This window comes from Pseudomonas cichorii (assembly GCF_019719005.1).
GTDB lineage: Bacteria > Pseudomonadota > Gammaproteobacteria > Pseudomonadales > Pseudomonadaceae > Aquipseudomonas > Aquipseudomonas cichorii_E.
The window spans coordinates 16,168-42,263 of record NZ_JAIGPJ010000026.1 but is presented as its reverse complement, the minus strand read 5'-3'; the positions used below and the strand labels follow the sequence as shown (position 1 = coordinate 42,263).

The 26,096-nt window shown below is 59.5% G+C and carries 27 protein-coding genes; 13 read left to right on the top strand and 14 right to left on the bottom strand.

Annotation, left to right across the window (positions count from 1 at the left end; all coding sequences use genetic code 11):
- Positions 1-40 precede the first annotated feature (40 nt).
- The 7 genes from K5D32_RS17980 to K5D32_RS17950 form a co-directional block, all read right to left on the bottom strand.
- Positions 41-1,366: a DUF3426 domain-containing protein gene (locus K5D32_RS17980; protein WP_221601298.1), complete on the bottom strand. Its 1,326-nt coding sequence runs from the start codon at positions 1,364-1,366 to the stop codon at positions 41-43.
- A 24-nt stretch (positions 1,367-1,390) separates the two neighbouring features.
- The gene (gene prmA, locus K5D32_RS17975) at positions 1,391-2,269 is read right to left on the bottom strand and encodes a 50S ribosomal protein L11 methyltransferase (protein ID WP_221601296.1); all 879 of its coding nucleotides are present in this window, start codon (positions 2,267-2,269) and stop codon (positions 1,391-1,393) included.
- A gap of 126 nt (positions 2,270-2,395) precedes the next feature.
- Positions 2,396-3,739, bottom strand: a complete 1,344-nt coding sequence (gene accC, locus K5D32_RS17970) for an acetyl-CoA carboxylase biotin carboxylase subunit (protein ID WP_221578529.1) — start codon at positions 3,737-3,739, stop codon at positions 2,396-2,398.
- A 17-nt stretch (positions 3,740-3,756) separates the two neighbouring features.
- Complete coding sequence (gene accB, locus K5D32_RS17965; protein WP_221578528.1) at positions 3,757-4,212, bottom strand: acetyl-CoA carboxylase biotin carboxyl carrier protein; 456 nt, start codon at positions 4,210-4,212, stop codon at positions 3,757-3,759.
- Between the two features lie 79 nt (positions 4,213-4,291).
- Positions 4,292-4,744, bottom strand: a complete 453-nt coding sequence (gene aroQ / locus K5D32_RS17960; protein WP_025262138.1) for a type II 3-dehydroquinate dehydratase — start codon at positions 4,742-4,744, stop codon at positions 4,292-4,294.
- 128 nt (positions 4,745-4,872) lie between these two features.
- Entirely contained in the window at positions 4,873-6,645 is a 1,773-nt protein-coding gene (locus tag K5D32_RS17955) for a protein-disulfide reductase DsbD (protein ID WP_221601294.1), read from the bottom strand.
- A 100-nt stretch (positions 6,646-6,745) separates the two neighbouring features.
- Positions 6,746-8,410 carry a PleD family two-component system response regulator gene (locus K5D32_RS17950; RefSeq protein WP_221578526.1) on the bottom strand — a complete coding sequence of 555 codons (1,665 nt, stop codon included), beginning with the start codon at positions 8,408-8,410 and terminating at the stop codon, positions 6,746-6,748.
- A 300-nt stretch (positions 8,411-8,710) separates the two neighbouring features.
- Here K5D32_RS17950 and K5D32_RS17945 point away from each other — a divergent pair, with 300 nt between their 5' ends.
- The 5 genes from K5D32_RS17945 (at position 8,711) to K5D32_RS17925 (ending at position 14,462) form a co-directional block, all read left to right on the top strand.
- On the top strand, positions 8,711-9,790 hold the full coding sequence (locus tag K5D32_RS17945; protein ID WP_221578525.1) for a DUF2333 family protein: 1,080 nt from the start codon (positions 8,711-8,713) through the stop codon (positions 9,788-9,790).
- Positions 9,790-10,335 (top strand): NUDIX hydrolase, encoded by a 546-nt coding sequence (locus tag K5D32_RS17940; RefSeq protein WP_221578524.1) that lies wholly within the window; start codon positions 9,790-9,792, stop codon positions 10,333-10,335. Before K5D32_RS17945 ends, K5D32_RS17940 begins: the two co-directional genes overlap by 1 nt.
- A 175-nt stretch (positions 10,336-10,510) precedes the next feature.
- Entirely contained in the window at positions 10,511-10,882 is a 372-nt protein-coding gene (locus K5D32_RS17935; protein ID WP_221578523.1) for a translation initiation factor Sui1, read from the top strand.
- Between the two features lie 88 nt (positions 10,883-10,970).
- Positions 10,971-12,884: an arginine decarboxylase gene (speA, locus tag K5D32_RS17930; RefSeq protein WP_221601291.1), complete on the top strand. Its 1,914-nt coding sequence runs from the start codon at positions 10,971-10,973 to the stop codon at positions 12,882-12,884.
- A gap of 177 nt (positions 12,885-13,061) precedes the next feature.
- Complete coding sequence (locus K5D32_RS17925) at positions 13,062-14,462, top strand: contractile injection system protein, VgrG/Pvc8 family (protein WP_221594208.1); 1,401 nt, start codon at positions 13,062-13,064, stop codon at positions 14,460-14,462.
- Here K5D32_RS17925 and K5D32_RS17920 read toward each other — a convergent pair.
- The 5 genes from K5D32_RS17920 to K5D32_RS17900 all read right to left on the bottom strand — a co-directional run bounded on the left by K5D32_RS17920 (position 14,456) and on the right by K5D32_RS17900 (position 17,218).
- On the bottom strand, positions 14,456-15,796 hold the full coding sequence (locus tag K5D32_RS17920) for an MATE family efflux transporter (RefSeq protein ID WP_221601289.1): 1,341 nt from the start codon (positions 15,794-15,796) through the stop codon (positions 14,456-14,458). The two genes, K5D32_RS17925 and K5D32_RS17920, sit on opposite strands and share 7 nt — an antisense overlap.
- 70 nt (positions 15,797-15,866) lie before the next feature.
- Complete coding sequence (locus K5D32_RS17915; RefSeq protein ID WP_200995295.1) at positions 15,867-16,160, bottom strand: hypothetical protein; 294 nt, start codon at positions 16,158-16,160, stop codon at positions 15,867-15,869.
- 83 nt (positions 16,161-16,243) lie between these two features.
- The gene (locus tag K5D32_RS17910) at positions 16,244-16,651 is read right to left on the bottom strand and encodes a response regulator (RefSeq protein WP_025262128.1); all 408 of its coding nucleotides are present in this window, start codon (positions 16,649-16,651) and stop codon (positions 16,244-16,246) included.
- Between the two features lie 69 nt (positions 16,652-16,720).
- On the bottom strand, positions 16,721-16,924 hold the full coding sequence (locus tag K5D32_RS17905) for a Flp family type IVb pilin (RefSeq protein WP_025262127.1): 204 nt from the start codon (positions 16,922-16,924) through the stop codon (positions 16,721-16,723).
- 63 nt (positions 16,925-16,987) lie between these two features.
- The gene (locus tag K5D32_RS17900) at positions 16,988-17,218 is read right to left on the bottom strand and encodes a hypothetical protein (protein WP_221578740.1); all 231 of its coding nucleotides are present in this window, start codon (positions 17,216-17,218) and stop codon (positions 16,988-16,990) included.
- Here K5D32_RS17900 and cpaB point away from each other — a divergent pair.
- Genes cpaB through K5D32_RS17860 form a run of 8 tightly spaced genes read left to right on the top strand, consistent with a single transcriptional unit; the run spans position 17,217 to position 24,713 of the window.
- Positions 17,217-18,173 (top strand): Flp pilus assembly protein CpaB, encoded by a 957-nt coding sequence (gene cpaB / locus K5D32_RS17895; protein ID WP_221601288.1) that lies wholly within the window; start codon positions 17,217-17,219, stop codon positions 18,171-18,173. The genes K5D32_RS17900 and cpaB overlap by 2 nt on opposite strands.
- 19 nt (positions 18,174-18,192) lie before the next feature.
- Positions 18,193-19,464 (top strand): type II and III secretion system protein family protein, encoded by a 1,272-nt coding sequence (locus K5D32_RS17890; RefSeq protein ID WP_221601286.1) that lies wholly within the window; start codon positions 18,193-18,195, stop codon positions 19,462-19,464.
- Positions 19,461-20,651, top strand: a complete 1,191-nt coding sequence (locus K5D32_RS17885; RefSeq protein ID WP_221578738.1) for a pilus assembly protein — start codon at positions 19,461-19,463, stop codon at positions 20,649-20,651. The genes K5D32_RS17890 and K5D32_RS17885 overlap by 4 nt, the downstream gene beginning before the upstream one ends.
- Entirely contained in the window at positions 20,651-21,907 is a 1,257-nt protein-coding gene (locus K5D32_RS17880; RefSeq protein WP_025262123.1) for a CpaF family protein, read from the top strand. The genes K5D32_RS17885 and K5D32_RS17880 overlap by 1 nt, the downstream gene beginning before the upstream one ends.
- Positions 21,908-21,928: 21 nt before the next feature.
- Positions 21,929-22,813 (top strand): type II secretion system F family protein, encoded by an 885-nt coding sequence (locus tag K5D32_RS17875; RefSeq protein WP_221601284.1) that lies wholly within the window; start codon positions 21,929-21,931, stop codon positions 22,811-22,813.
- Between the two features lies 1 nt (position 22,814).
- Positions 22,815-23,702, top strand: coding sequence for a type II secretion system F family protein (locus tag K5D32_RS17870; protein WP_221601282.1), 888 nt, complete (start codon positions 22,815-22,817; stop codon positions 23,700-23,702).
- A gap of 28 nt (positions 23,703-23,730) precedes the next feature.
- Complete coding sequence (locus tag K5D32_RS17865) at positions 23,731-24,444, top strand: tetratricopeptide repeat protein (RefSeq protein WP_221601280.1); 714 nt, start codon at positions 23,731-23,733, stop codon at positions 24,442-24,444.
- Complete coding sequence (locus K5D32_RS17860; protein WP_221596830.1) at positions 24,441-24,713, top strand: DUF3613 domain-containing protein; 273 nt, start codon at positions 24,441-24,443, stop codon at positions 24,711-24,713. Before K5D32_RS17865 ends, K5D32_RS17860 begins: the two co-directional genes overlap by 4 nt.
- Before the next feature lie 26 nt (positions 24,714-24,739).
- Here the strand turns inward: K5D32_RS17860 and K5D32_RS17855 are convergent, their stop codons facing one another.
- Both K5D32_RS17855 and K5D32_RS17850 read right to left on the bottom strand, forming a co-directional pair.
- A complete protein-coding gene (locus K5D32_RS17855) occupies positions 24,740-25,480 on the bottom strand; it encodes a response regulator transcription factor (protein WP_221601278.1) in 741 nt (246 codons plus the stop codon).
- Positions 25,481-25,604: 124 nt separating this feature from the next.
- Complete coding sequence (locus K5D32_RS17850; RefSeq protein ID WP_221594214.1) at positions 25,605-26,075, bottom strand: prepilin peptidase; 471 nt, start codon at positions 26,073-26,075, stop codon at positions 25,605-25,607.
- Positions 26,076-26,096 lie beyond the last annotated feature (21 nt).

The window sequence follows — 26,096 nt, the reverse complement described above, 5'->3', positions numbered from 1 at the left end:
CAGGCCCGAAGAGCACCGGCAGACAGGATCAGGCAGAAGCTTATTCCGGTGATCGGAAGTTCAGGCTGTAATTCACGGCTTTCGCGCCAGGATCGAGAATATCCAGCGCAATATGGATCGGTGTCTGGGGTGGCATCTCTTCCTTGCCCGCCATTTCGCCGCTCAGGTATTCGCCCGGCTTGAACCGACGACTGGCAATGAGCTGACCGCTGGTATCGGCAAATCTTAGCTCAAGGAGCGGAAAGGGCTGGGAGAAAGAGGCGCGGTTATAAATGATGGCGTCCACTACCAGCGCGCCCTGGAACTCGGGATGACTGCGTACCACCAGATTGCTGCTCTTGAGCAGGTTGATGTCGACCTTGGAAGGCACCTTGCAGTCGATTTTCGGGCAGATCTGCTGGAACCAGGGGCGATACTGGTCCTGTCTGGCCAGATGGTCGAAGTGATACCAGATGTACTGGCCAGCCAGGCCGGCCAGGGCGAGCAGAACCAGCAGGCTCCAGAACAGGCGACGGCCCCAGCGTGGCTTGGGGCGTTGCCAGTCCAGTTGCAACGGGTCATCGGTCAGGTCCAGAAGGGCCTGATCGCGGACTGCCGGTTCGTTTCGGGCGCGTTTGCCACGAGATTCGATTGCTGGCTCGTGGTCATCGTCGTGATCGTCTTCGTCGTCATCCCGCGCCGACCAGCGCTCTGTGCTTTCGCTGGCTGGCTGCTTGCGGGCGTTTAGTGCTGGCTGATCATCGTCCAGATCGACAGGGGTCGATGACAATGAAGGCTCGGTCCGCTCGCGACCTGAAGGCTGCTCGGGTTCATCTTCATGGTCTGGCTCAGGAGCCTGCTCCGTGGTGCTGATAACCTCGGCCTGGATTTCCGGTAGCTGGCTGACATCGTCGTTGCGCAGGCTGCCGACCCATGTGCCTTCTTCGGTTTGCGAATGGTCACGCTGGGCAGTCAGCGTTGCATCGCTGTTGCGTGTGCCCGGCTTGCCGAAATTGTCGGCCAGCTGGATTTCCCGCTGCTCGAGCCGGGCGAGTTCTTCGTCCAGGTCCAGATTGTCCAGATCGAACTCGCTGACTTTCCAGGGATCGTCATCTTCTGGAGCGGTCTGCGTCGGCTCGGGAGGCGGCTCGGCAATCAGCACCGCAGGCGCTTGCTCGACGACTTCGGGGGCGACGATTTCCTGATCGGGTGGTGGCGTGATGTCGGCTTCGTCGATCGAGCGCTGCTCCAGCAGTTGCCGGGCGGCATTGAAGACCTGCAGGCAGGCCCCGCAGCGCACCACGCCGCGGGCCACGCTCAGTTGGGCGTGGCTGACTCTGAAACTGGTTTGGCAGTGGGGGCACTGGGTGACGAAGCTGTCGGTCATGCTGCTGTCCGGTTCAGGCGGCTGTTAACGGCGACGACCCGTGATGCGTACCCAGCCATCACGGTTGGCGATAGGGTCCAGATCGAATGTAGCAGCATAGGCGGCTGCCACTTCCGGGCCTTGCTCTGCAAGGATGCCGGACAGCGCCAGGCGACCGCCGGTCTTGATCAGGGTTGCCAGTTGCGGAGCCAGCGATACCAGCGGACCGGCCAGGATGTTGGCGACCAGCACGTCAGCTTGTTGCTGAGGCATGTCTTCAGGCAAATAAAGCGGGAAACGTTCGGCGGCAATGTTGTTGCGCCCGGCGTTGTCGCGAGAGGCTTCGAGCGCCTGGACGTCGATATCGGTGCCGACTGCCTGCTCTGCGCCCAGCAACAGTGCAGCGATGGCCAGAATGCCTGAACCGCAACCGAAGTCCAGCACGTTGCAGCCTTTGAGGTCCTGACCGTCCAGCCATTCCAGGCACAGGGCCGTGGTGGGGTGGGTGCCGGTACCGAATGCCAGGCCCGGATCGAGCAGCAGGTTCACGGCATCAGGCTCGGGCGCGGCGTGCCAGCTCGGGACGATCCACAGGCGCTGGCCGAAGCGCATTGGCTGGAAGTTGTCCATCCAGCTGCGTTCCCAATCCTGGTCTTCGATGACTTCGGCGGTGTGCTCGGGCAGTTCGGCGTCGGTCAGCAGACGCAGGTGCGCCAGGGCCAGATCGGCGTCGGTGTCTGCTTCGAACAGGGCCAGCAGGTGGGTGTGTGCCCACAGTGGCGTGGTGTTGAGTTCTGGCTCGAAAATCGGCTGGTCTTCGGCATCCATGAAGGTTACGGATACGGCGCCGACTTCAAGCAGCGCGTCCTCGTAGGTTTCGGCTTGTTCTGGGCTGATGGCGAGGCGGACTTGCAGCCAAGGCATGGCGGATTACCTTCGAGTCAAAATGGGTGCGCGGTACTGCCGCGAAGAAGCGGGCAAGTTTACTTCTATGCGACGCAAACAACAAAGCCGCATCGCTGCGGCTTTGTTGATCTGAAACACGCTGACTTATTGATTGGCCAGTTTGTGTTCCAGATAGTGGATGTTGACTCCGCCTTCGCAGAAGCCTTCATCACGGGTCAGATCGCGATGCAGCGGGATATTGGTCTTGATCCCGTCGACCACGATTTCGTCCAGGGCATTGCGCATGCGTGCCATGGCTTCGTCGCGGGTCGCACCCCAGGTGATCAGCTTGCCGATCAATGAGTCGTAGTTCGAAGGAACCTTGTATCCGCTGTACAGGTGCGAGTCGACACGTACACCGTTGCCGCCTGGTGCGTGGAAGTGCTTGACCAGGCCCGGGCTCGGAATGAAGGTTTTCGGATCTTCAGCGTTGATCCGGCATTCCAGCGCATGACCATTGATGACGACGTCATCCTGGGTGTACGACAGTTTGTTGCCGGCGGCGATGCTCAGCATCTCCTTGACGATGTCGATACCGGTGACCATTTCCGAAACCGGGTGCTCTACCTGAACACGAGTGTTCATTTCGATGAAGTAGAAACGGCCGTTTTCGTACAGGAACTCGAAAGTGCCCGCGCCACGGTAGCCGATGTCGATACAGGCCTGAACGCAGCTTTGCAGTACGTCCTTGCGCGCGTCTTCGTCGATGAACGGTGCCGGTGCTTCTTCCAGGACTTTCTGGTGACGGCGTTGCAGCGAGCAGTCACGGTCACCCAGGTGAATCGCATTGCCCTGGCCGTCGGAAATGACCTGGACTTCCACGTGACGTGGATTGGTCAGGTACTTTTCCAGGTAGACCATCGGGTTGCTGAACCAGGCAGCCGCTTCGGCGCGGGTCTGGCTGGCCGCTTCGATCAGGTCTTCCTCGCGGTGAACCACGCGCATGCCGCGACCACCACCGCCACCGGCGGCCTTGATGATCACCGGGTAGCCGACTTCACGGCCGATGCGCAGTGCGGTTTCTTCGTCTTCCGGCAGCGGGCCGTCAGAACCTGGAACCGTTGGCACGCTGGCACGCTTCATGGCGTCCTTGGCGGAAACCTTGTCGCCCATCAGGCGAATGGTGTCTGCTTTCGGACCAATGAAGGCGAAGCCCGACTTCTCTACCTGCTCGGCGAAATCCGCGTTTTCCGCGAGGAAGCCGTAGCCCGGGTGAATCGCCGTGGCGCCGGTCAGTTCGGCGGCCGAGATGATTGCCGGGATATTCAGGTAGGACAGGTTGGCTGGAGCCGGGCCGATACAGACGGTTTCGTCTGCCAGACCCAGGTGCATCAACTCGCGATCTGCCGTGGAATGTACAGCGACGGTCTTGATGCCCAGTTCCTTACAGGCACGCAGGATGCGCAAGGCAATTTCGCCGCGGTTGGCGATCAGAACTTTTTCCAACATCGCAGGCTCTCCCCGGTTCAAACGATAGTGAACAGCGGCTGGTCAAATTCAACCGGCTGACCGTTTTCTACCAGGATGGATTCGATGACGCCGCTGGCTTCTGCCTGGATGTGGTTCATCATTTTCATTGCTTCGACGATGCAGATGGTGTCGCCTTTCTTGACGGTCTGGCCGACTTCGACGAATGCAGGCGAAGTAGGAGCCGGGGTGCGGTAGAAAGTACCGACCATTGGCGACTTGACCACGTGACCGTTCAGCTTTGGAGCCGAAGGTGCTTCTGCAGCAGCGGCAACCGGTGCGGCCGGAGCAGCCGCTACAGGCGCAGCTACTGGAGCTGGCGCGTAATACGGTTGTGCCGGAGTCTTGCTGTGACGGCTGATCCGTACGGATTCTTCGCCTTCACGGATCTCCAGCTCGTCGATACCGGATTCTTCCAGCAGTTCGATCAGTTTCTTGACTTTGCGAATATCCATTAATCATCAACTCCCAAGGGGTCTGTCAGGGCATTTCGGCAGCCGGTTCAAGCCGGGTGGGCCAGCGTTGCTGGTCCGCTCATGGCTTGGAGCTAACGGCCAATTGTTCCAGGGCGGCCTCCAGGGCCAGTCGGTAACCGCTGGCGCCAAGGCCGCAGATCACTCCTACAGCAGCATCTGAAAAGTAGGAGTGATGGCGGAAAGGTTCGCGTTTGTGCACGTTTGATAAATGCACTTCGATGAATGGGATGCTCACTCCCAGCAGCGCGTCACGTATTGCCACACTTGTATGTGTAAAAGCAGCCGGATTGATCAGAATGAAGTCCACGCCTTCCGTGCGGGCGGCATGGATCCGGTCGATCAATTCGTACTCGGCGTTGCTTTGCAGGTACATCAGATGGTGACCGGCGTCGCGAGCGCGCCGCTCCAGATCCTGGTTGATTTGAGCCAGGGTCACTGCGCCATATATCCCGGGCTCGCGAGTACCGAGCAGATTCAGGTTGGGGCCGTGCAGTACCAGGAAAGTCGCCATCGTTTATTCCTTTTTGTGTTTACGGGCGTTCACGCCCGGCGACTATGCCGCAAGGAGGATGTACTGTCCAGTTAACTACAGTAGCCAGCACAATGAGCGATGTTTGCGTAAAGTTTGTGACCCGGCAGCTATTTTGGGTCATTTGCTCTATTTATGCGCTCAATGAAGGCAGGGGCGTCGATTTCACCGATGACCCGGACATTTTCCAGTTCTTCGCCGCTTTTACTGAAAAATAACAACGCGGGTGGTCCGAACAGCTTGTAGCGGTCAAGCAGCGCTCGTTGTTCTGCATTGCTGTCAGTCATGTCGAAACGGATCAGGCTGTAGCCTGCCAGTTTCTCGACGACGCCCGGATCGGGCAGTACTTCGTGCTCGATCACCTTGCAACTGATGCACCAGTCGGCATACCAGTCGAGCAGCAAGGGCTTACCTGCATTTCTGGCTTCGCTGAGGGCACGCTCCAGTTCGGCAGACGTGGTGATGGTCTGCCATTGGGATGACGTCGGTAATACCGTGCCGTTGTTGAGGGTCGCTTGTGGGCGTCCCAGTGGACGAGTCGGGTCGGTCTGCCCGCTCAATGCGCCGTACCAGCATGCCAGAGCGTAGACCAACAAAAGCAGGCCGAGCAGTTGTGCGAGCTTTTGTCGTGGAGATTTTGCAGTGAGTTCCAGCGTTCCGAGGAACAGCGCGACACCGGCACACAGAATGCCGATCAGCAGCAACGTGACCTGCCCCGGCAATACACGGCTCAGCAAGCCTATGGCCAGACCCAGCAGCAGCACGCCAATGGCGTTTTTCACGGTGACCAGCCATGGGCCGCTTTTTGGCAGCCAGGCCGCACCGCCGGTCGCGACCAGCAACAGCGGCGCTCCCATGCCCAGGCCCAGGGCGAACAGTTTCAAACCACCGCCCAGTGCGTCTCCGCTGGCACTTATATAAAGCAGCGCACCGGCCAGTGGCGCCGAGACACAAGGTGATACCAGCAGGCTGGAAACCACACCCAGTACGGCGGCGCCCCACAGCGAGCCGCCTTCGGTCTTGCCTGCAATACGATCCAGCCGGTTGCTGATGGCCTGAGGGAGGCGCAATTCGAAGACGCCAAACATCGCCACCGCAAACAGCACGAAGAACAGTGAGAACGGCACCAGCACCCAGGCCGATTGCAGGCGTGCCTGCAGGTTCAGTCCTGCGCCGAACATGCCCATCAATGCGCCCAGCAAGGCGAAGCACAGCGCCATCGGCAGTATGTAGGCCAGTGACAGATTCAGACCGCGCAGCCCGCCGACCTGACCCCGCAGGACCACGCCGGAAAGAATCGGCAGCATCGGCAGCACGCAAGGAGTGAAGGTCAGGCCGATACCTGCGAGGAAAAACAGTGCCAGTTCTTTCCAGCTCCAGGCCTGCTGGCCGGTTGTTGACGCTGTGTCGGCGGGCACATCACCAATATTCAGGCGTTCGGTTTCCGGGGGATAGCACAGGCCTTTGTCGGCGCAGCCCTGATAGCTCACGCTCAGGACAAAGGGGCGCTCTTCGCCGGGCTTGCGGGGCAGGTCGATATCGAGAATGCCGTGATAGACCTCGACGTCGCCAAAGTACTCATCGTGCTTCTTTTCGCCGGGAGGCAGTTGTGCTTCGCCCAGGCCGATGTCGGCGGGTTCGGTGCGGAACTGGAAACGATGGCGATACAGGTAATAACCGTCGGTGGCGACGAAGCGCAGCTTGATCGATTGCGGAGTCGTTTCGATCAGGCTCAGTTTGAATGCCTCGCGTACAGGCAGGAATTCCTTGCTGTTATCCAGTGAGGTGCCACCCAGTGTCGGTGCAGGGCGACTGTCCAGCAGGCTGGTCCCGAAAGCGGGCAGGGCCAGGATCAACAGCATCAGGCATAACAAACGGCGCATGGCAGGCTCGATTCTCGAAAGTCAGCGCATGATAGCGGAGTGTTTCAAGGCATGCAGGGGTGAGGTTTGTAAGGACGGATTTCGTACTTGTCCTCGGCGGCTATTGTTCCTGGACTTGCGGCTCGGGCAGTACTACGTGATAGGGCTCTTCAACTACGGCCGAGTGAACCTGATTGCGGCCTGCATGTTTGGCACGATACAGCGCGTTGTCGGCCTGGGAGGCAAGGGTCAGGCTGTCGTCATGCACGCCCAGCGCCACCACGCCGGCACTGAAGGTGCAGAACAGGTCCGTGGGCTGGGCGGGGTAATGTATTTCCGCAAAACGATAGCGGATCTCTTCGAGTACCTGATGGGCACTCTGAATATCGGTATCCGGCATCACGATGGCGAACTCTTCGCCGCCGTAGCGCCCGATGAAGTCGGTCTTGCGCAGGCGCTGCTTGAGAAACAGCGCCAGGCTCTTGATGACGCGGTCGCCCATGGGGTGGCCGTGGCTGTCATTGACCTTCTTGAAATGGTCGATATCGAGCATGGCAAAGCACAGCGGCTTGTTTTCGCGCCGGGCGCGAAAGCTGCAGTCTTCCAGCAACTGGAGAATGTGGGTGTGGTTGTACAGGCCGGTCAGGCTGTCACGCACCATGCGCGCCTTCAGGCTGCGCGCCCGGGCCGCCCGGTTGCGGACCGTTGTAATCAGGTGGCGCGCCTTGATGGGTTTGGTCAGGAAGTCATCGCCGCCTTCGCTCATGGCGTCGAGCTGCTTGTCCTGATCGTCTTCGGCGGACAGGTAGATGATCGGCACACTGACGTAACGGTCGTTGTGACGAATGACTTTGGCCAGTTCCGTGCCTGTACAGCCGGGCATGTACATGTCGAGGATGATCAGGTCCGGCTGGAATTCCGCCAGTTCGGACATGGCCTGGATCGGGTCCAGCAATGTGCGGGTCACGATTCCGGCAGCATTGAGCACCCGTTCGGTGTGGGTGGCCTGGGCGCGGGAGTCATCGATGACCAGCACCTTGTAAGGCTCGTACTGGGCCACGCAGGTCAGGACTTCGATTTTCTCCAGCAGGCTTGAAGCTTCCAGGGTTCCGGTCAGGAATTCCTCACCGCCGGCGCGAACGGCCGCCAGTCTCGTCGGTGTATCGGTTTCATGATGGCTGAAGAAGAGGAGGGGCAGTTTCTGCTCAAGTCCTTCCTGAACCTGTGAGGCGAGTTTCAGGCCTTCGCCCGGTCCGCTGAAGTCTACATCCATGATGATGACCGACGGATGGCGCTCCAGCATTGCTGACTGAAACTGGGCAACGCTGTCCAGTGACAGGGCTGACAGGCCGAAGAACTCCAGCTGTTTGGCAAGGCGTTCGGCCCGTTCGCGATCTTGAAGCACGACATAGACCGGTTTGCGCAGTGGCGGGAGTGCGGTTTGTTCCAGTTTGTCGCCGTGACGCAGGCCGGTGCGGGAAAGGCGCTGCATCAAACGGTTGAGTTCGGTGATCAGGGTGCTGTTGAGTCGGCCGCGGTTGGCTTCGACGGTTTCCAGTGCCTGCCCGATATCCCGGGCCAGCCCCAGGTGTTCGTCCTGCTCGAATCGTTCGGCGAACCGCTGCAGGCGCAGGGTCGAGTCCTTCAGTTCGGCCATGTCGGCGATAGACCATTCGGATTTCTGCAGTCGCTGCCAAGTCTCAAGAATCTGACGTGCTTGATGAGTGACCCTTTGGGCAAAGTGGTGCTTGAGACGATCGCGGCTAGGGTCTTCTGACTCGGTCATATTATGAGTACTGTGGGGTTGCTGAGTAGTACCGATGCTGGCTCTATGCTAGCACCTCCGCTTGTATAGAAGAGTGCCGTAAGTCACTTATTCGTCAACAAAAGGGCGTCCGGTTTCTGTCAGAGTCATTTTTGCGCCTAAAGTTTGCACGATGGCGGTATTTCTCTGCCATTCGCACCTTGTTCCCGAGCGGCATGTGTCGATGCGACAACAAAACCTTGCGTCGCGCATGTCAGCAAAAGGCACCTTGCTGTAAGGTTGCGGTCGAAGCCCTGAACCCGGACTGAAAGGACCCTTACCATGCTGGATTGGAAGAACCGCGCAGGCAGCGCGGGTGAGCGTACCGCTGATACTGCGTCGGTCAAGAGACGTGGTTACCTGGGCAACCTTTTCTATAGCAGAGCCCTGGGTTCCCTGATTCTGATCTATTTGCTGGTCACCCTGCTGGTGGGCTGGTACTGGAGCAAGGAGCCTGCGCTGTTTCCCGTGCAGCAGAATGCCCAGGCCGCTGCCGAGCGTGAAGGCAAGCCGATGGTGATCGGTTACACCACGGTCGAAACCCTCAAGACAGTTTCCCGGACACTGCTCGACAAGCGTGGCGGCTACCTGTCCAACGATCGCTTCCCGCCAGGTCTGTGGCTGGACAACATGCCAAGCTGGGAATATGGCGTGCTGGTACAGGTCCGCGACCTGAGCCGTGCGTTGCGCAAGGACTTTGCCCGTTCGCAGTCGCAATCGGCTGAAGACGGTGATCTGGCCCGTGCCGAGCCGTTGTTCAACTTTGATAACCGCAGTTGGGTGCTGCCGTCGAGCGAGTCGCAGTACACCGATGGCATCAATGCCCTGAGCCGCTATCAGGCACGCCTCTCCGACCCCAATCAGAAGGGCGCCTTGTTCTATGCCCGTGCCGACAACCTGAATAACTGGCTGGGCGACGTGGGCACACGCCTGGGTTCCCTGTCCCAGCGTCTGTCGGCCAGTGTCGGTCGGGTCAAGCTCAACAGCACTCTGAAAACCGAAGCCATTGCCTCGGTCAAGCCGGGCGAAGTTCCACAGGTCGACGAGGAAATAGTTGAAACCCCGTGGCTGCAGATCGACAACGTCTTCTATGAAGCCCGTGGTCAGGCCTGGGCCCTGTCGCATCTGTTGCGCGCCATCGAAGTGGACTTCGCCGATGTATTGGCCAAGAAGAACGCGACCGTCAGCGTGCGTCAGATCATTCGTGAGCTGGAGGCTTCCCAGGAGCCGCTGTGGAGCCCGATGGTCCTGAACGGCAGCGCGTTTGGCGTGCTGGCCAACCACTCGCTGGTCATGGCCAACTACATCTCCCGTGCCAACGCGGCGGTGATCGACCTTCGCCAGTTGCTGTCCCAGGGCTGATGGACGTTTCTGCGCAAGAGGCCGCGCATCGCGCCGCCTCGGACGCCGAGCAGATCGCCTGGGTCGATGAGCAGGACCGGCTCCTGGGTTCGCTCCCTCGGGCCGAACTGCGCGAGCGTGGCCTGATCGGGCGAGGCACTTATATCTTGCTGTTCAATTCGGCAGGCGAGCTTTGCGTTCACCAGCGCACCCTGAGCAAGGCCATTTATCCCGGTTTCTGGGATGTGGCGGCGGGAGGCATGGTGCAGGCCGGTGAAAGCTATGCCGAATCGGCTGCCCGTGAGCTTGAGGAAGAGCTGGGTGTTGGCGGTGTTGCGTTGCAGGCTCATGAGCAGTTTCTCTTCGATCAGCCGGGCAACCGGATCTGGTGCGCGGTATTTTCCGCCGTCTGGGACGGGCCTCTGAGCCTGCAACCGGAAGAGGTCTTGCAGGCGCGCTTCATCCCGGTGGCCCAGGTCTTGGCAGAAACTGCCGAAAAGCCTTATTGCCCGGACTCTCTGGCAGCGTTGAAACGCTACCTGGAGCAGGTCGCAAATGTTCAGTAAATTGGCGCATTCAGGCTCTTAGCAAGCATGCTTTTTGCCGGTACACTGCGCGACCTTTTAAAACTGGGCCGGTCATGCCGTTCCAGTAGCGCTGCCCCTGCCAGAGTGGGGCTTCGCGGTCGAAGGCTCACGATCGAGCCCGGCCCGTCTTCAGTCCTCAACAAGAGGATTTCCAGTGGCTAAAAAAGCCGCATCCTTCGCCGCCCTGGGTGGCCTGGTGTTTTCAACCGACGCAGGGCGTCATTGTCCCGAATGTCGTCAGCCTGTCGATGCCTGCACCTGCAAGCAGAACGTCATCCCCGAGGGAGACGGCATTGCGCGCGTGCGGCGCGAGAGCAAAGGCCGTGGAGGCAAGACCGTGACCACCATCACGGGCGTGCCGCTGGCCGAGGATGGGCTCAAGGAGCTGGCCAAGGCGCTCAAGCAGCGTTGTGGCACGGGCGGAGCCCTCAAGGACGGAGTGATCGAGATTCAGGGCGATCACGTCGAGCTGTTGCTGGCGGAACTGGTCAAGAAAGGTTTCAAGGCCAGAAAGTCCGGCGGCTGAGCGAGAACCAAACCGTCATTTCCACTCTCTACACTGCGCATGCCTGTCATTGGGGCGGCGCTACATGACTTATCTATAGGGGACTTCGATGTCCGTAAGACGCACACGCAAAGACGATGGCAGCCAATGGACCGTTGCGGACAGCCGCAGTGTTTACGGGATTCGTCATTGGGGGGCCGGTTATTTTGCGATCAATGAATCCGGTCGCGTTGAAGTTCGTCCCAACGGGCCGGGCAGTTCGCCCATCGACCTTTATGAGCAGGTCGACAATCTGCGCAAGAGCGGTTTGTCCCTGCCATTGCTGGTGCGTTTCCCCGATATCCTTCAAGACCGCGTTCGCCAGTTGACCGGTGCCTTCGACAGCAACATCGCGCGCCTGGAATACCAGAGCCAGTACACCGCGCTGTACCCGATCAAGGTCAACCAGCAGGAAGCGGTGGTGGAAAACATCATTGCTACCCAGAACGTCTCCATCGGCCTTGAGGCGGGTTCAAAGCCTGAGTTGATGGCGGTGCTGGCGCTGGCGCCCAAGGGCGGGACCATTGTCTGCAACGGTTACAAGGACCGTGAGTTCATCCGTCTGGCGCTGATGGGCCAGAAGCTGGGCCACAACGTCTTCATCGTGATCGAGAAAGAATCCGAAGTCGAACTGGTCATCGAAGAGGCTGCCGAGCTCAAGGTTGCTCCGCAAGTGGGCCTGCGCGTGCGCCTGTCTTCGCTGGCGTCGAGCAAGTGGGCCGATACCGGCGGCGAGAAATCCAAGTTCGGCCTGTCGGCCGCGCAACTGCTTTCGGTGGTTGATCGTTTCCGCAAGGAGGGTCTGGATCAGGGCATTCGCCTGCTGCATTTCCATATGGGCTCGCAGATCGCCAATCTGGCGGACTACCAGCACGGCTTCAAGGAAGCGATTCGTTACTACGGCGAGCTGCGCAATCTGGGGCTGCCGGTAGACCACATCGACGTGGGCGGCGGTCTGGGCGTGGATTACGACGGTACGCACTCGCGTAACGCCAGCTCCATCAACTACGACATGGATGACTACGCCGGTGTCGTGGTCGGCATGCTCAAGGAGTTCTGCGACGCCCAGGGTCTGCCGCATCCGCACATCTTCTCCGAAAGCGGCCGCTCGCTGACCGCCCACCACGCCATGCTGGTGGTGCAGGTGACCGACGTCGAAAGGCACAACGACGAAGTCCCGCTGATCGAAGACAAGGAAAGCCTGCCGGAAACCGTGCAGTGGCTGATCGATCTGCTGGGCCCGACCGATATCGAGATGGTGACCGAAACCTACTGGCGTGCCACGCACTACATGAGCGATATCGCGACCCAGTATGCCGACGGCAAGATCAGCCTGGCGCAGAAAGCCCTGGGCGAGCAGTGCTATTTCGCGGTTTGCCGCCGCCTGCACAACTCGTTGAAAGCCCGTCAGCGTTCCCATCGCCAGGTGCTGGACGAACTCAACGACAAGCTGGCCGACAAGTACATCTGTAACTTCTCGGTCTTCCAGAGCCTGCCCGACACCTGGGCCATCGGCCAGGTGCTGCCGATCATTCCGCTGCATCGTCTGGGCGAAGAGCCCGTACGTCGTGCGGTGCTTCAGGACCTGACCTGCGACTCCGACGGCAAGATCAACCAGTACGTGGACGAGCAGAGCATTGAAACCAGCATGCCGGTGCATCCCCTGAATGAAGGTGAAGACTATCTGCTGGGTATCTTCCTGGTAGGTGCCTACCAGGAAATTCTGGGTGACATGCACAACCTGTTCGGCGATACCGACTCGGTGAACATCTACCAGAATCAGGATGGCAGCGTTTACCACGCCGGTATCGAAACCCACGACACCATCGAAGACATGCTGCGTTACGTGCACCTGTCGCCGGAAGAACTGATGACCCATTACCGGGACAAGGTTGCCAGCGCCAGGATCAGCCCGCGTGAACGCACTCAGTACCTGGATGCGTTGCGCCTTGGCTTGACGCGTTCCTCTTACTTGTCTTCCTGACCTTTCGCGAATGAATTGGCTCCTGCACCTGTGGGAGCGAATTCATTCGCGATCAATCACTGTGTAGTCCAAAGCCTCTTCACATGTAGGCAGCTTCCTGTTCTGCCTTTTGCTCTCTACTCGATCCCGCTTCTCGGCCAGAATCGCCGCTCGGATTCCTCTGTAGAGAACACCCTCATGCCCGATCCCGCCAGCGCGCCGCTTTTTCGTCTGGAGATCGCCCGTCTGCGTCATTGTTTTACCGTCCTCTGGTTACGGGGTACGGAAGCGATCAGTCAGCCGTTTGCCTTCGAGCTGGAAGTCGTCAACGAAAGCCTCGATGTGGATCTGGCAAGCCTGATGTACAAACCGGTATTCCTGAGCTTCAAAGATGGTAGTCATGGCTTTCATGGCCAGATCCACAGTGCGGTGCGCAGCCATTTCCGGCCCGGGCCTGCCTGTTATCGATTGAAGATCGGCCCTCGGCTGGCCTGTCTCGGGCAGCGTTACAACCAGCGCATCTTTCAACACATGACCGCCCCGCAGATTATTGCCAGGGTTCTGGAGGAGCATGGACTGCGCAAGGGCAGCTATCGCTTCGAGCTGAAAACCCAATGCCGCGAGCGTGAGTATTGCGCGCAATATCAGGAGTCTGACCTGCAACTGGTGGAGCGCCTGTGTGCCGAAGAGGGCATTCACTATCACTTCATTCATTCTCGCCAGCGCCATGAGCTGGTCTTTGGCGATAGCCTGCGCGGTTTTCGTCCTGCGCCTGCGGCGCCCTGGCAGCAATTGCCACACCGACAGGGCGTCACCCGTTTTGCTGTTACCACCCAGGGTCAGGACTTGCCGGGCAGTCGCTCCCGGCAGCGGGCCGAAGGCGAAAGCAGCCTGCCATTTGTGGTCTCGGGGTATCTGCTGCCGCTGACTGGCCATCCTGAAACCGAGTGGAACCACATGTGGCTGGTCAACCAGGTCGAGCATCACTGCGTTGAACCGGGGCCGGAAGCTGAAGACGGTGAGGGTTATACCAATCGTTTTCAGGCTGTTCCCTGGGAAGTGGGCTTTAGCGTGCCTGAGCCGCAGCCTCGTGCGAAGGTGCCGCAGTTGCAGCGCGCCTGGGTCGTCGGTCCGCCGGGGCAGGAGGTCGAGCGCGATTCGGTGGGGCGTCTGAAGGTGCAGTTCGAGTGGGGGTTGCAGGGATGTGGTGCGCGTTACAACGATTGCTGGCTGCCGGTGATGCAGGGGCTTGAATGGGTGTTTACCGGCGGGATGGAAGTGCTGGTGAGCTTGCTCGATGACGATATGGATCGCCCGGTGATTACGGCCTGCCTGCATTCTCGTGCCTGTGAGCCGGCTTTCAGTCCGTGCGAAAGTGCCTTGCCCGCCGACAGCGTGCAGGCGCAACTGGACTGGCAGATGATCATGGGCGAGAAGCGCCGCTTTCGTCTGGATAACGGGCCGACCGTGTCGTTTGAAGAGGGCAGCGAGCTGTCGTTGAGCATCGGTTCCAGTCGGGTGCGGCTTGATTCACGCGGGCTGACCCTGACCAGCCCGAGAATCACCTTTGCCGGCAGGATGGCCGAGAGCGATCAATAGGCGAACCAGCCGTCCTTGCGGTTCAGGCGCCAGGCGATGGTCCCAAGGCTCAAGCCACGCACCAGGGTGAAGGTCATGAACGTCAGCCAGAGTCCATGGTTGCCTTGGTCGACGGCGAAAAAGGCGACGGGAGCGATCAGGGCAACGCTGATCAGCATCGCATTGCGCATTTCACGGGCGCGTGTGGCGCCGATGAAGAGGCCGTCCAGCAAATAACTCCAGACCGCGAGCAGGGGCATGGCAGCCAGATAGGGCAAATAGACAAGAGCGGTTTCACGCACTTCGGGGATGTTGGTCTGCATCTGCACGAACAGATGCCCACTCGTCAGGAACAACAGCGCAAAGGCCAGGCTGGCAATCAGGGACCAGCCACCGGCGACCACCAGAGAGCGCCGTAATGCCGTGCGGTCACGGGCTCCGATGGCATGCCCGCACAAGGCTTCCACGGCATGGGCCAGCCCGTCCAGTGCGTGGGACGTCAGCAGCAGGCCGTTGAGCAGCAATGCATTGGCGGCGACGGTGGCATCTCCCAGTCGAGCGCCCTGGGCGGTGATCAGGAACATGATCGATTGCAGCGCCAGGGTGCGAATGAAGATGTCGCGGTTGACCGCCAGCAGCGGGCGCCAATTGCTCCAGAGTTTCAAGGCTGCCCAGACGATCCTGCCCGGCCAGGCCCGCAGAGCGTTGCGAGCCATGAACAGACCGATCAATGCGCCGGTCCACTCTGCCAGCACCGAAGCCCGCGCCGAGCCGACCACTCCCCAGTCCAGGCCCAGAACGAACCACAGGTTGAGAAGGATGTTCACCGCATTGGTGATCAACAGAATGGCCAGCGGCGCCCTGGCGTTCTGGGTGCCGAGAAACCAGCCCACCAGCGCATACGTTGCCAGTGCCGCAGGCAGGCCGAACAGCCGGGCGTGGAAGAAATCCAGGGTCATCTGTTGCAGGTCGGCCGAGGGCTGCATCAGCGACAGGGCCAGATGACTGAAGGGCAGGGCAATCAGTCCCAGCAGGCAGGCCAGCCCCATCGCCAGCAGCAGGCCTTGCAGCAGAATCTGGCGCAACGCCGCGCCGTCGCTACGCCCGGCAGCCTGGGCAGCGAAGCCGGTGGTGCCCATGCGCAGAAAACCCATGGCCCAGGCCAGGAAGGTATAGAGCGTGGCCCCCACCGCGACTGCGCCCAGTTGATGGGCGTGGGGCAGGTGGCCGATCACGGCGGTGTCCACCAGCGCCACCAGCGGTACGGAGATATTCGACAGAATCATCGGTAGCGCCAGGCCCCAGACCCGATGATGAGTGGGGCGATGACGCCAATCGCTGGACAACTTGGACATGAGGACTCCCGGCAAGGCGGGCATTGTAGCCGTAATGCCGGTCAGTTGAAGCGCACGGGGCGTGTGACGGTCAGTGAATGATCCAGCTCAGCAGCCACAGTCCCAGCGCCAGCCAGATGATGCCCATGATGATGGAGGCGCGCATGAAGGCACGGATGGCGGAGTACAGAAGCATCAGGCCGATGACCAGTGCGACGATGCTGATCAGTGAAGCGTCCATGCCCAGGGTGCGGGACAAACCGTCCACGAAGTTGCCGCCGGCATGGGTGAAACCGTTGAACAGCCAGGCCAGAGCATCCACCACGAAGCGGATCACGGACCCGATTGCCTGGCCCAGCCATTCAAAAAAGCTTTCTACCTTCATTTGTGCATCCTGATCACGTTATAGGTCTGCTCGCTTTGGCTATGGAGCAGTATGGCTAGTTCCGTGGATCATGAAGGTTCGTGTCACTGCACCTGAAAGATTTTCGGCTCGGGAAAGAGGTTGTTGAGGGTTTCCAGCAGGCGGACGTGGTAGATCGGCTTGCGGAACAGATCCAGTACCTGCAGGCGCAGCAAGTCGCTGACGTCCTCCATGTCGGCATGTCCCGAAGTGACGATCACAGGCAAGTGCTGGCGCGAAGTGTGTTCACGCAGGCGTTTGATCAACTGAATACCGCTCTCTTCCGGCATGCGCAGGTCGGTGATGACCAGCGCAATGTCCGGGTGGCGTGTCAACTGCTGCAGAGCCATCTTGACGGAGGACGCAGTGAAGCAGCAGAACCCCTCGCCTTCGAGCAGTTCTGCCAACTCTTCATTGGCGTCCTCTTCGTCATCAACCAGAAGCAGCTGTTGGCGTGTGGGGTGGACGGCCATATAGATACCCTTGAAAACGTTGGTAACGGCCTCGGATCTTACAACACTTTATCCTCGTTCAATCAAGCGTCAGACTGCCGTACCGCCCAATGCCACCAGGACCTGGTTGAAGATGACTCGCACCTGAGCACTGATGGCTGGCACGAAGGCAACAATGGCCACGGCCACCATGGCAGCCAGAAGTACGTACTCGATAGCCGAAGCGGCTTCCCGGTTTTTCAGGAAGGCCTGAATGTGCGTATAGACGCGTATGTACAGATTGGTAAGGAACATCTCGATTCTCCTTGCACCCTTCATGGCGCGGCTCATACCAGCAATTTCGTACAACCTTTGCACTTACAGCATTGCCTCCAACTCGCGAACCCACAACCGTAATAAAGCATTAATCACAAAGTTATAAATCGCCTTTCCAGACCATCCAGAGAAGGATATTTCACCGACCTTGATGGCGTTTTGGGTGGTGTGGGCTACCTTCAAAAGAGCGGCATGTGATTGTTCTTCATTGCTATTGCGAAGTTGATGCGTTGGATTGAGGTGGTCATGCGATGACAAAGGAAGCGTTGCCATGAGCAGTCGTATCACCATGGTGCTCGCTATCGTTTTTTTACTCGGCGCACTGATTGCCGGGTATCTGGGAATAGTGGTCAGTAAAGAGCCAGCGCCGCCGCCCCCTCCTGTGGAGGCTCCCGTCGTACAGGCACCGCCTCCTGTGGAGGTCGCGCCGCCTGCTCCACCCGTCGAAGAAGCGCTGCGCCAGAGTGTCGTGGTGCTGGCGCGCGATGTGCCTCCCTACACCTCTCTCAAGGAAGACGATCTGCTGATCGAGCGTCTCAAGGTCGCGCCTGTCGGCAGTTTCAGCAAGATCGAAGACGTGCTCGAACGCCGCACCTGGCGTCCACTGGCGGCAGGGACCTGGCTGAGTGAAAGCAGTTTCGAGGCGGGTGGCTCCCTGGCGCGGATGATTCGTCCCGACGAACGGGCACTGGCCTTGTCCGTCGATGAGGTGATTGGTGCTGGCGGGCTGCTCAGCCCCGGCGACTATGTCGACGTTCTGCTTTATCTCCCCGAAGACACCGCCAACCCTGTCCGTTCCAGTCAGGTGGTGGTGCCCGCTTTGAGAATCCTGAGTGTAGGTGGGCTGCTCGGGCTGACTCGCGACGGCAAGCCTGCCCACAACATCAGTGCCGACGAGCGCTTCCAGCTGGAACAGCAACGCATAAATGCCAGGAGCGTAGTGGTGGCGGTGCCCGAAGCCTTGCTGAGCCGCTTGCTGCTTGCCACCCAGACTGGCGTGTTGCGTCTGGCTGTGCGCAGTGCCGATGAAGGCAATCTGCAGGATTACTGGACCGGTGACTCCGGTCGCCCCGATGTTGCCGTACGCCTGGATACGGCCAGACGCAACCTGGTGCAGTTCAGCCAGTTGGCCCTCAGTGGTGGAGGCAACCAGCATGGCGGTGCGTCTCGCGGATCGCGTGGTGTCGAGGTGATACGCGGCAACCAGGTAACGCAACAAACTCCCTGATCGAGCAAGGAAGCATTTGATGAGCCGTTGTTTCGTACCGGTCTTAAAACGTCACGCGCTGTTTTTACTGTTCGCTGGACTGGGCGTTGATTCAAGCTGGGCAGCTTCAAGCACTGCCAGTAATGCCAGCAATGGCTGTGCAAGTCTGGCGGCCATGCCGACCGTGCTGGAAGTCACGCAAGGCATGCAGCAGGATGTTCGTTCGCCGGTGGCTATCACCCGGATTGCCGTGGGTAATCCGAAGGTGGCCGATGTGTTGGTCAATGGCAACCAGGGCTTTCTGCTGACGGGCGTCTCTACGGGGGCCACCAGCCTGATGGTCTGGACGGCCTGTTCCACCTCGCCGCGCCAGAGCATGGTGTTTGTTCGGGGCAGCGGCACCGCCGCGCTGGTCGATCCTGCGCCGGTGCCTTCTCTCGACCCCCAGTTGCCCAGTCAGGTGCAGACCGACATCCGCTTCATTGAAGTCAGTCGTACCAAGCTCAAGGAGGCCAGTACCTCGATCTTCGGGACCGGCTCGAACAACTTTCTCTTCGGCGCTCCCGGCACGGTAACCGATGTCACGGTCTCGCCAGGCACGGTCGGGTCCACGCGGCCAGCCATCGGCTTGAATAACAACAACTTCAATATCGTCTGGGGCGGTGGCAGCAGCAAGGTGCTGGGCATGATCAACGCCATGGAAGGCAGCGGCTTTGCCTACACCCTGGCGCGCCCGAGCCTTGTGGCGCTGAACGGGCAGAGTGCGAGCTTTCTGGCGGGCGGCGAGTTTCCGGTGCCGGTACCCAGCGGAGATGGCAATGGCATTTCCATCGAGTACAAGGAGTACGGCGTACGCCTGACGTTGACGCCTACCGTGGTCGGACGTGACCGGATTCTGCTCAAGGTCGCGCCCGAGGTCAGCGAGCTGGACTTCTCGGCAGGCATCACCATTTCAGGAACCACTGTGCCTGCACTTAATGTGCGACGTACCGACACCAGTATTTCCCTGGCCGACGGGGAAAGCTTTGTGGTCAGCGGCCTGATCAGCTCCAGCAATATCGCCTCGGTGGACAAGTTTCCGGGGCTTGGCGATATCCCCATTCTGGGCGCTTTTTTCCGTAATTCGCAGATCCAGCGCGATGAGCGTGAGCTGCTGATGATCGTCACGCCGCATCTGGTGCAGCCTCTGGCGGTCAACGCCCAGTTGCCTACGCTGCCAGGCGAAGGCCTGCGCAATTACGATCCGAATTTCTTCCGTATGTATTTCCTCGAGAACGGTGATTTCGAGCGCCGTAGCGGGTTATCTCAATGAGTCAGAGCCTGAGCCAGACATTCCTGGCGATTACCCGAAACCCCACTGATCTTGAATGGTTGCAGGGCGCTCTGGGATCGCTGGGGCAGGTGGTGAGTGCTGGCAGCGGCAGCCTGGACGATTTGCTGGCGCTGGTGGACGTGACCTTCGCCAGCGTGGTGTTCGTGGGGCTCGATCGTGAGCACCTGATGAACCAGAGCGCGTTGATCGAGGGCGCACTGGAAGCCAAGCCGATGCTGGCGATTGTTGCGCTGGGCGATGGCATGGATAACCAGTTGGTGCTCAATGCCATGCGCGCCGGAGCCAGGGATTTCGTGGCCTATGGCTCGCGCTCCAGTGAGGTCGCCGGTCTGGTGCGGCGCTTGAGCAAACGTCTGCCAGCGGTGACGCCCAACCCCAACATGAGCGGTCTGTCGGTGTTGTATGGGGCTCAATGCGATGGCGACGGTGCCCTGATCGCCTCGCACCTGGCGATGGTGGTGCAGAAGGCCGGGCAACGCACCTTGCTGCTGGATCTGGGCTTGCCCCGTGGCGACAGCCTGTCGATGCTCGGTCTTGAATCGACGTTCAGTTTTGGCGATGCACTGCGCCATTTGCGCAGGCTGGACGCGACCCTTATCGACAGTGCTTTCACCACAGCCGAGAACGGCTTGCGCATTCTGGCCTACACCGAGGCCGACGATCATCTGGAGCAGTCCAGTGCGGCCGAGCTTTACATGCTGCTCAGTGCCCTGCGCCAGCATTTTCAGCATGTCATCGTGAATCTGGTGGGCCAGCCCGACAGCGAAGCCCTGCGCACCTTTGTAAGCCACTGTGACCAGCTGCTGTGGTACGCCGACCAGAGCGTGATCGAGTGCCGACGCAATCTGGCAGTGCTCAATCTGTGGCGGGACAAGGGCATGCGGATGCAGCACGCCGGGTTGCTGATCGACGGCTATCTGCGCTCGGTAGCGCCCAATTCGGAAACCGTGGGGAAAACCTTCGGCCTGCCGGTGATTTCGGTCTTGCCGCTGAGCCCTGAATTGCGACTCAACGCGAAGAATCAGGGTGTTTCGCTGTTCGATCTGGCGCCCAGGGAAGCCTTGTGCGCGGGTTTACGTCGACTGGGTGATCACCTGGTCCGTCATTCCGATGCTTATGAAAAACCCAGTGAAGGTTTCTTCGCTCGACTATGGGGGAATAAATAATGGCGGAGAAATTGTTTGGCGTTGCTTCGCGTACCCAGGGCAGTACGGATGACGGGCAAGGGCTCAAGCTGGTGCTGCATCGCTACATCATCGATGGCATCGAGGAGAGCGGCAAGAACCTGCTCGAAGGCTCGCGGCCAGTCCTGGCGCAGTTTGTGTTCGACAAGGTGGCTGAATATGTCGCCCGGCTGCGGCTGGCCATTTCGCGTTATGAAATGGAGCGTCTTGCGGAGGAGCTGGTCGACGAACTGACCGGCTTCGGCCCGCTGGAAGTGCTGCTGCGCGATACCGCAGTGACGGAAATTCTGGTCAACGGGCCGGGCAAGGTCTTTGTGGAACGTGACGGTATCTTGCACCACACCGACTTGCGTTTTATCGACTCGCACCACGTCGAGCGCGTCATGCAGCGCATTCTGGCGCCTCTTGGCCGTCGGCTGGATGAGTCCTCGCCGATGGTGGATGCGCGACTGCCCGACGGCAGCCGGGTCAACGCAATCATCCCGCCGATTGCTCTGGACGGGCCTTGCCTGTCGATCCGGAAATTCCGCAAGGACATGCTCAAGAGCACCGATCTGGTGGCGATGCAGACCATCGATCAATCGATCTTCGACTTCTTCCACGAGGCGGTGGGCAAGCGTTGCAATGTGTTGGTCAGCGGCGGTACCGGCACCGGCAAGACCACCATGCTCAACGTGCTCAGTCAGATGATCGACACGCAACAGCGGCTGGTGACCATTGAAGACGTTGCCGAACTGCAACTGATTCACCCCCATGTGGTGCGCCTGGAAACCCGGCCGCCCAACGCCGAAGGCCATGGTGAGGTGCGCGCCAGCGACCTGATCCGCAACTCCCTGCGAATGCGCCCGGACCGCATCATCCTTGGGGAGATTCGTGGTGTGGAAGTGCTGGATGTACTGACAGCCATGAACACTGGCCACGATGGCTCCATGAGTACCGTACACGCCAACAACGCTCAGGATGCCTTGTTGCGTCTGGAAACCCTGGTCGGCCTGACTGGCCGGCAGATTCCCGAGCGGACCCTGCGGCAAATGATCTGCGCGGCACTGGACGTCATCATCCAGCTGGCCCGCCTGCCTGACGGGCGTCGTTGCGTCAGTGAGGTGGTCGAGGTGGTGGGCATTCGCGACGACATTTATGTCACCAACACCCTGTTCCGTCTGGACCGGCGCACCGGCATCGGCTTTCTGCGTGAGGCCGTACACGCTGCGGGTGACAAATTGCGACCTTCTTACTGACGCGAGCAGGGAGGCTGCCCCATGAAAGCATCACTGGTGCTGGCGATCATTTTTGTACTGCTGCTGGGCGCTGCGTTCTACATGTTCTATCTGGCGCTGAATCGTGGCGCCAGCGAGCGAGTGATGAAGCGCCTGCAGGTCGGGCAGACGATCGCGGTAAAGGAAAAGCCCGGTATCGAGTGGCTGGAACGTGCCTTCCTGCGCGCCGGGCTGGGCAGGCCCACCGAGCGAATCGGTCTGGCGATTACCTTGTGGGCCGTCTCGATGTTGCTGGGCTACCTCATGGGCGACTGGTTTGGTTTCGGAGTCGGTCTGGTCGCAGCCCCATTGATGCTGCGCATGTTCATTTCCTGGCGCTATCGCAAGCGGGTACGGCGCATGATCGAGCAGTTGCCGCAGATGCTCGATCACACGGTGCGCAGCCTCAAATCCGGGCGGACCCTGGCCGATGCGGTGTTGCACGGTATCCAGGCCGCAGACCAGCCGTTGCACGACGGCATGCTGCGGATCGAGCGCAATGTGCAAATGGGCGTCAGCCTGCCGGATGCTGCCCGGGATTTTGCCGAGCTGTATGAGCGAGATGAATTTCATCTGTTCGCTCTTGGGCTCAAGGTCAATCACCGCTATGGCGGCAACGCCAGCGAACTCATGGAGAACCTGATCAAGCTGATCCGCGAGCGTGAGCAGGCAAGCCGGCAGTTGCGTGCCATGACCGGTGAAACCCGGATGACCGCTATCGTGCTGGCGCTGTTGCCCATCGCGATGGTGGGTTATTTCATGCTGACCAATCCCGATTACCTGATGCACATGTGGCAAGACAGCGGCGGGCAGCGAATGCTGATCGTCGCGTTTGCCTTCCAGGTGATGGGTTGTCTGGCGTTGTGGCGCATGCTGCGGAGTGTATGAGATGGGCCTGACTATCAGTGCAGTGATGTTTGTGGCAGCAGCCTTGTTGCTGTTGTCCAATCTGGCTCGCCAGCGTCGTAACGAGCGCCAGGTCGCCTTGCGGCTCAAAGGGCAGATAGTGCGTGAAAGCCGAATTGGCAGTTGGCTTCGACTGCTGGGCGATACGCGTCTCGGGCAGCGCTCGATCAGCCTGGATACCGAAACCCAGATACTGCTCAACCGTATCGGTTGGCGCCGGGCCAGCAAGCGCTCGTTGTATGCGGCTTGCCAGATCGGCGTGCCCTTCGGGCTTTGCACGCTGGTGATCCTGCTTCAGATAGTGTTTTTCAATGCCATCGAGCAGCCCTTTATCGCGCCGGTCTTTGCATTCGGCGTGGGTTATCTGATCCCTAAAAGGGCGCTGGCTGCCTACGCCAAGTATCGTCAGAAGCAGGTGGTGATAGAGATATCTACCTTCATTCCGCTGCTGCGGATTCTCTTCGAGTCCGGCATGGCTGTGGAGCAGGCGTTGCGGGTGCTGAGCAACGAGGGCAAGGACTTGCTGCCGGTGCTGTCCGAGGAAATCCGGGTGATTCTGGTGCGAGTCGATTCCGGGCTGGAGCTGGGCGAAGAATTGAGAAAGTCTGCTGCCCTGCTGGCCGTGGATGAGTTCAGCGATACCTGCGTGATCCTCAATCAATTGATCCATCAGGGCGGCGGAGCCATGCGCTCCTTGCTGGCCCTCAAGCAATTGCTCGACGACCGTCGTCTGACGCGCTTGCAGGAATACATTTCCAAACTGTCGGCCAAAATGTCGGTGGTGATGATGGTGTTTCTGTTCCCCGCGCTATTGATCGTGCTGGCCGGGCCAGGGTTTACCGCCATCGGTCATGCCTTGAGCGGCCGGTGAAACGTGCATGGATGAAGGAAAGTGTGCAATGAAAGCAGCGATGATCCTCTTGGGACTCTTGATGCTGGGTGGGTGCGCCAGCCACGGTGCTACGCCCTGGATGCAATCGGCGGCGAGTTGTCCCAAGCCGACATCGGATCAGGAATTCACGCTGAATATGGCTCAGAGCATGGCCGATGAAGGGCGTTTGCACGCCAGCCTGGCCAATCTCGAAACGCTGCCTGACAACCTCGAGGAAGTGAGGCTGCGCAAGGCGCGGGTATTGCGTCTGCTGGGCAGTCGCGAAGCCGAGCCTCTGTATCGCAGCCTGCTGGGCACTTGTCGCGCGGCTCAGGGCGAGCATGGCCTGGGGCAACTGGCGGCGTCCCGTGGTGACAATGTCCAGGCCCAGCAACACTTGATGCGAGCCAGCAAGCTGGCGCCCACCGATGAAAAGATTCGCAATGATCTGGGTGTGGTTTATCTCAATCAACTTAAGCTTGAACAGGCCCGCTTCGAGTTCCTGACCGCCATCGAGCTTCGACAGTCCGACACTTTGGCGGCGGCCAATCTGGTCACGCTGCTGATTTATCAGGACAACTGGACCCAGGCCGCAGAACTGGCTTCCCGAGCCGGGCTGACGGCACAGCAGGTCAGCGACGCTCAGGTCAGGGCCGAAAAACTGAAAGTCCCTGTCGTCAGCCAGGCAATCCCTAAAGACCAGGTTGCGTCCAGTCGTCTACCGGAGGGAGCACACCCATGAAAAGCATCATCTTCAGCGGCATTCTGGTTTTTGGTCTGTGCGGCGATGCATGGGCCATCGACGAAGGGCCTTCATCGAAGGCGCAGAAGCAGACCGAGGCCTGGCTGCAATTGCAGGTTCGCGGCAATGCGGCTTCGCCCACTCCGCAGACCGTTACGCCTGCCGAGCGTGATCTGAGCCTGCAGCGCTGGCTCGAAACCTACAAACATGAGATTCCGGAGTTTTATGAGCAAAAGGAAGGAGGGAGTGTTTCGTCGGGCGGGAAATAACCGCCTTCGTGCCCTTCTGATCGATCCTACATGGCGGATATGCGTTGTCGACTGGGTGACAGGGCCAGCGCCAATTGGGTGCGGTTGTGCATGTGGGTCAGGCGCAGTACCTGCGACACATACAGCTTGACGGTGTTTTCCGTGATGCCCAGTTCGCAGGCGATCTGGTAGTTGGTCTGGCCCTTGCTCACCAGACGGGCGACGGCAAGTTGTCTGGGCGACAGTTGGGCGAAAAGCTTGCTTTCGACCTCAATGCTGTCCTGCTCCGGGGCGTCCTGTTTTTTATCCAGATTCTTGTACAGATCGTCGATGGATGCCGCCAGGTACTGAAGCTTTTCATTGAGCAGCCCCAGTTGCTGCAGGTTTTTTTGCCGCTCCAGTAGCGCCAGTTCCTGAGTCTGGATACCCTGAAGCAGCTCGTTCAGGTCGACGGGTTTCTGGTAGTAGTCGGCGATACCTGCACGCAGCGCCTTGATGACGTCTTTTTTCTCCGCAAGCCCGGTGAGCATGATGGCTTCGAACAGGTGCTGCTTGCCGCCGGCCTGCTTCATGGCTTCGACCATCTCGATGCCGTTCATGTCCGGCATATCCAGATCGCACAGCACGATGCCGATGCTGTCGTCATTGCGAAACCGTTCGACGGCTTCGGCCCCCGAGTGGCAAGGGATGCAGTGATAGCTGTTGTTTTCGAGGAAGTCGCTCAGTTCTTCAACGATAAGAGGCTGGTCATCGACTACCAGAACTTTGACGGCTGAATACTTGTTCACGCGCTACTCCATGCCGGTGGGCCACAACTATTGACTGAGGCCGGTCCCTATCAGCAAAACACGGTTTACAATTTACCGTAGTCGTACTTTCCGACTATGTACATAGCGTTAGTCTGCCATTCGACTAGTGGATACAGAGTGCTGCCAACAGGAAGCCGACAAGTAAGAAGGGCGAGAAGGGATGTTTATTTGTCGCTTCGGCATTCATATAAAGATAGCGCTGTGTAAACCGTTGTCCCATAAGGGGCCAGACTTTTTGACGTATAGCCATCCATGTAAGCATGGCCAGTCCTGCACCGATGAAAGTACCCAGCAGATACAGGCTGCCGCTTGCCAGAGCCAGCGCTGACAGCAGCTTCACATCGCCTGCGCCCAGTCTGCCCATGGCATAGCCGGGCAGCGTCAGCGCCACCGCCAATAAAAATGCCCAGCCCGCATCTGTTGATTCATATCCCAGCCATGTATGGCCGCTATACAGCAGATAACCCAGCGCCAGGGCAAAGCCACCCAGGGTCAGCCAGTTGGATATCTGCCGTTGGCGGGCGTCCTGTTCTGCGCATATGGCGAACCATATGAGTAGGAAAAGTAATTCCATTGTGTAAAAAACATCCTGTTT

What these genes read in the sequence shown, in the direction of transcription:
- K5D32_RS17980 (WP_221601298.1), bottom strand. Translation starts at nt 1,366, where the DNA reads ATGACCGACAGCTTCGTCACCCAGTGCCCCCACTGCCAAACCAGTTTC.
- prmA (WP_221601296.1), bottom strand. Translation starts at nt 2,269, where the DNA reads ATGCCTTGGCTGCAAGTCCGCCTCGCCATCAGCCCAGAACAAGCCGAA.
- accC (WP_221578529.1), bottom strand. Translation starts at nt 3,739, where the DNA reads ATGTTGGAAAAAGTTCTGATCGCCAACCGCGGCGAAATTGCCTTGCGC.
- accB (WP_221578528.1), bottom strand. Translation starts at nt 4,212, where the DNA reads ATGGATATTCGCAAAGTCAAGAAACTGATCGAACTGCTGGAAGAATCC.
- aroQ (WP_025262138.1), bottom strand. Translation starts at nt 4,744, where the DNA reads ATGGCGACTTTCCTGGTACTGCACGGCCCCAACCTGAATCTGCTCGGT.
- K5D32_RS17955 (WP_221601294.1), bottom strand. Translation starts at nt 6,645, where the DNA reads ATGCGCCGTTTGTTATGCCTGATGCTGTTGATCCTGGCCCTGCCCGCT.
- K5D32_RS17950 (WP_221578526.1), bottom strand. Translation starts at nt 8,410, where the DNA reads ATGACCGAGTCAGAAGACCCTAGCCGCGATCGTCTCAAGCACCACTTT.
- K5D32_RS17945 (WP_221578525.1), top strand. Translation starts at nt 8,711, where the DNA reads ATGCTGGATTGGAAGAACCGCGCAGGCAGCGCGGGTGAGCGTACCGCT.
- K5D32_RS17940 (WP_221578524.1), top strand. Translation starts at nt 9,790, where the DNA reads ATGGACGTTTCTGCGCAAGAGGCCGCGCATCGCGCCGCCTCGGACGCC.
- speA (WP_221601291.1), top strand. Translation starts at nt 10,971, where the DNA reads ATGTCCGTAAGACGCACACGCAAAGACGATGGCAGCCAATGGACCGTT.
- K5D32_RS17925 (WP_221594208.1), top strand. Translation starts at nt 13,062, where the DNA reads ATGCCCGATCCCGCCAGCGCGCCGCTTTTTCGTCTGGAGATCGCCCGT.
- K5D32_RS17920 (WP_221601289.1), bottom strand. Translation starts at nt 15,796, where the DNA reads ATGTCCAAGTTGTCCAGCGATTGGCGTCATCGCCCCACTCATCATCGG.
- K5D32_RS17915 (WP_200995295.1), bottom strand. Translation starts at nt 16,160, where the DNA reads ATGAAGGTAGAAAGCTTTTTTGAATGGCTGGGCCAGGCAATCGGGTCC.
- K5D32_RS17910 (WP_025262128.1), bottom strand. Translation starts at nt 16,651, where the DNA reads ATGGCCGTCCACCCCACACGCCAACAGCTGCTTCTGGTTGATGACGAA.
- K5D32_RS17905 (WP_025262127.1), bottom strand. Translation starts at nt 16,924, where the DNA reads ATGTTCCTTACCAATCTGTACATACGCGTCTATACGCACATTCAGGCC.
- cpaB (WP_221601288.1), top strand. Translation starts at nt 17,217, where the DNA reads ATGAGCAGTCGTATCACCATGGTGCTCGCTATCGTTTTTTTACTCGGC.
- K5D32_RS17900 (WP_221578740.1), bottom strand. Translation starts at nt 17,218, where the DNA reads ATGGCAACGCTTCCTTTGTCATCGCATGACCACCTCAATCCAACGCAT.
- K5D32_RS17890 (WP_221601286.1), top strand. Translation starts at nt 18,193, where the DNA reads ATGAGCCGTTGTTTCGTACCGGTCTTAAAACGTCACGCGCTGTTTTTA.
- K5D32_RS17885 (WP_221578738.1), top strand. Translation starts at nt 19,461, where the DNA reads ATGAGTCAGAGCCTGAGCCAGACATTCCTGGCGATTACCCGAAACCCC.
- K5D32_RS17880 (WP_025262123.1), top strand. Translation starts at nt 20,651, where the DNA reads ATGGCGGAGAAATTGTTTGGCGTTGCTTCGCGTACCCAGGGCAGTACG.
- K5D32_RS17875 (WP_221601284.1), top strand. Translation starts at nt 21,929, where the DNA reads ATGAAAGCATCACTGGTGCTGGCGATCATTTTTGTACTGCTGCTGGGC.
- K5D32_RS17870 (WP_221601282.1), top strand. Translation starts at nt 22,815, where the DNA reads ATGGGCCTGACTATCAGTGCAGTGATGTTTGTGGCAGCAGCCTTGTTG.
- K5D32_RS17865 (WP_221601280.1), top strand. Translation starts at nt 23,731, where the DNA reads ATGAAAGCAGCGATGATCCTCTTGGGACTCTTGATGCTGGGTGGGTGC.
- K5D32_RS17860 (WP_221596830.1), top strand. Translation starts at nt 24,441, where the DNA reads ATGAAAAGCATCATCTTCAGCGGCATTCTGGTTTTTGGTCTGTGCGGC.
- K5D32_RS17850 (WP_221594214.1), bottom strand. Translation starts at nt 26,075, where the DNA reads ATGGAATTACTTTTCCTACTCATATGGTTCGCCATATGCGCAGAACAG.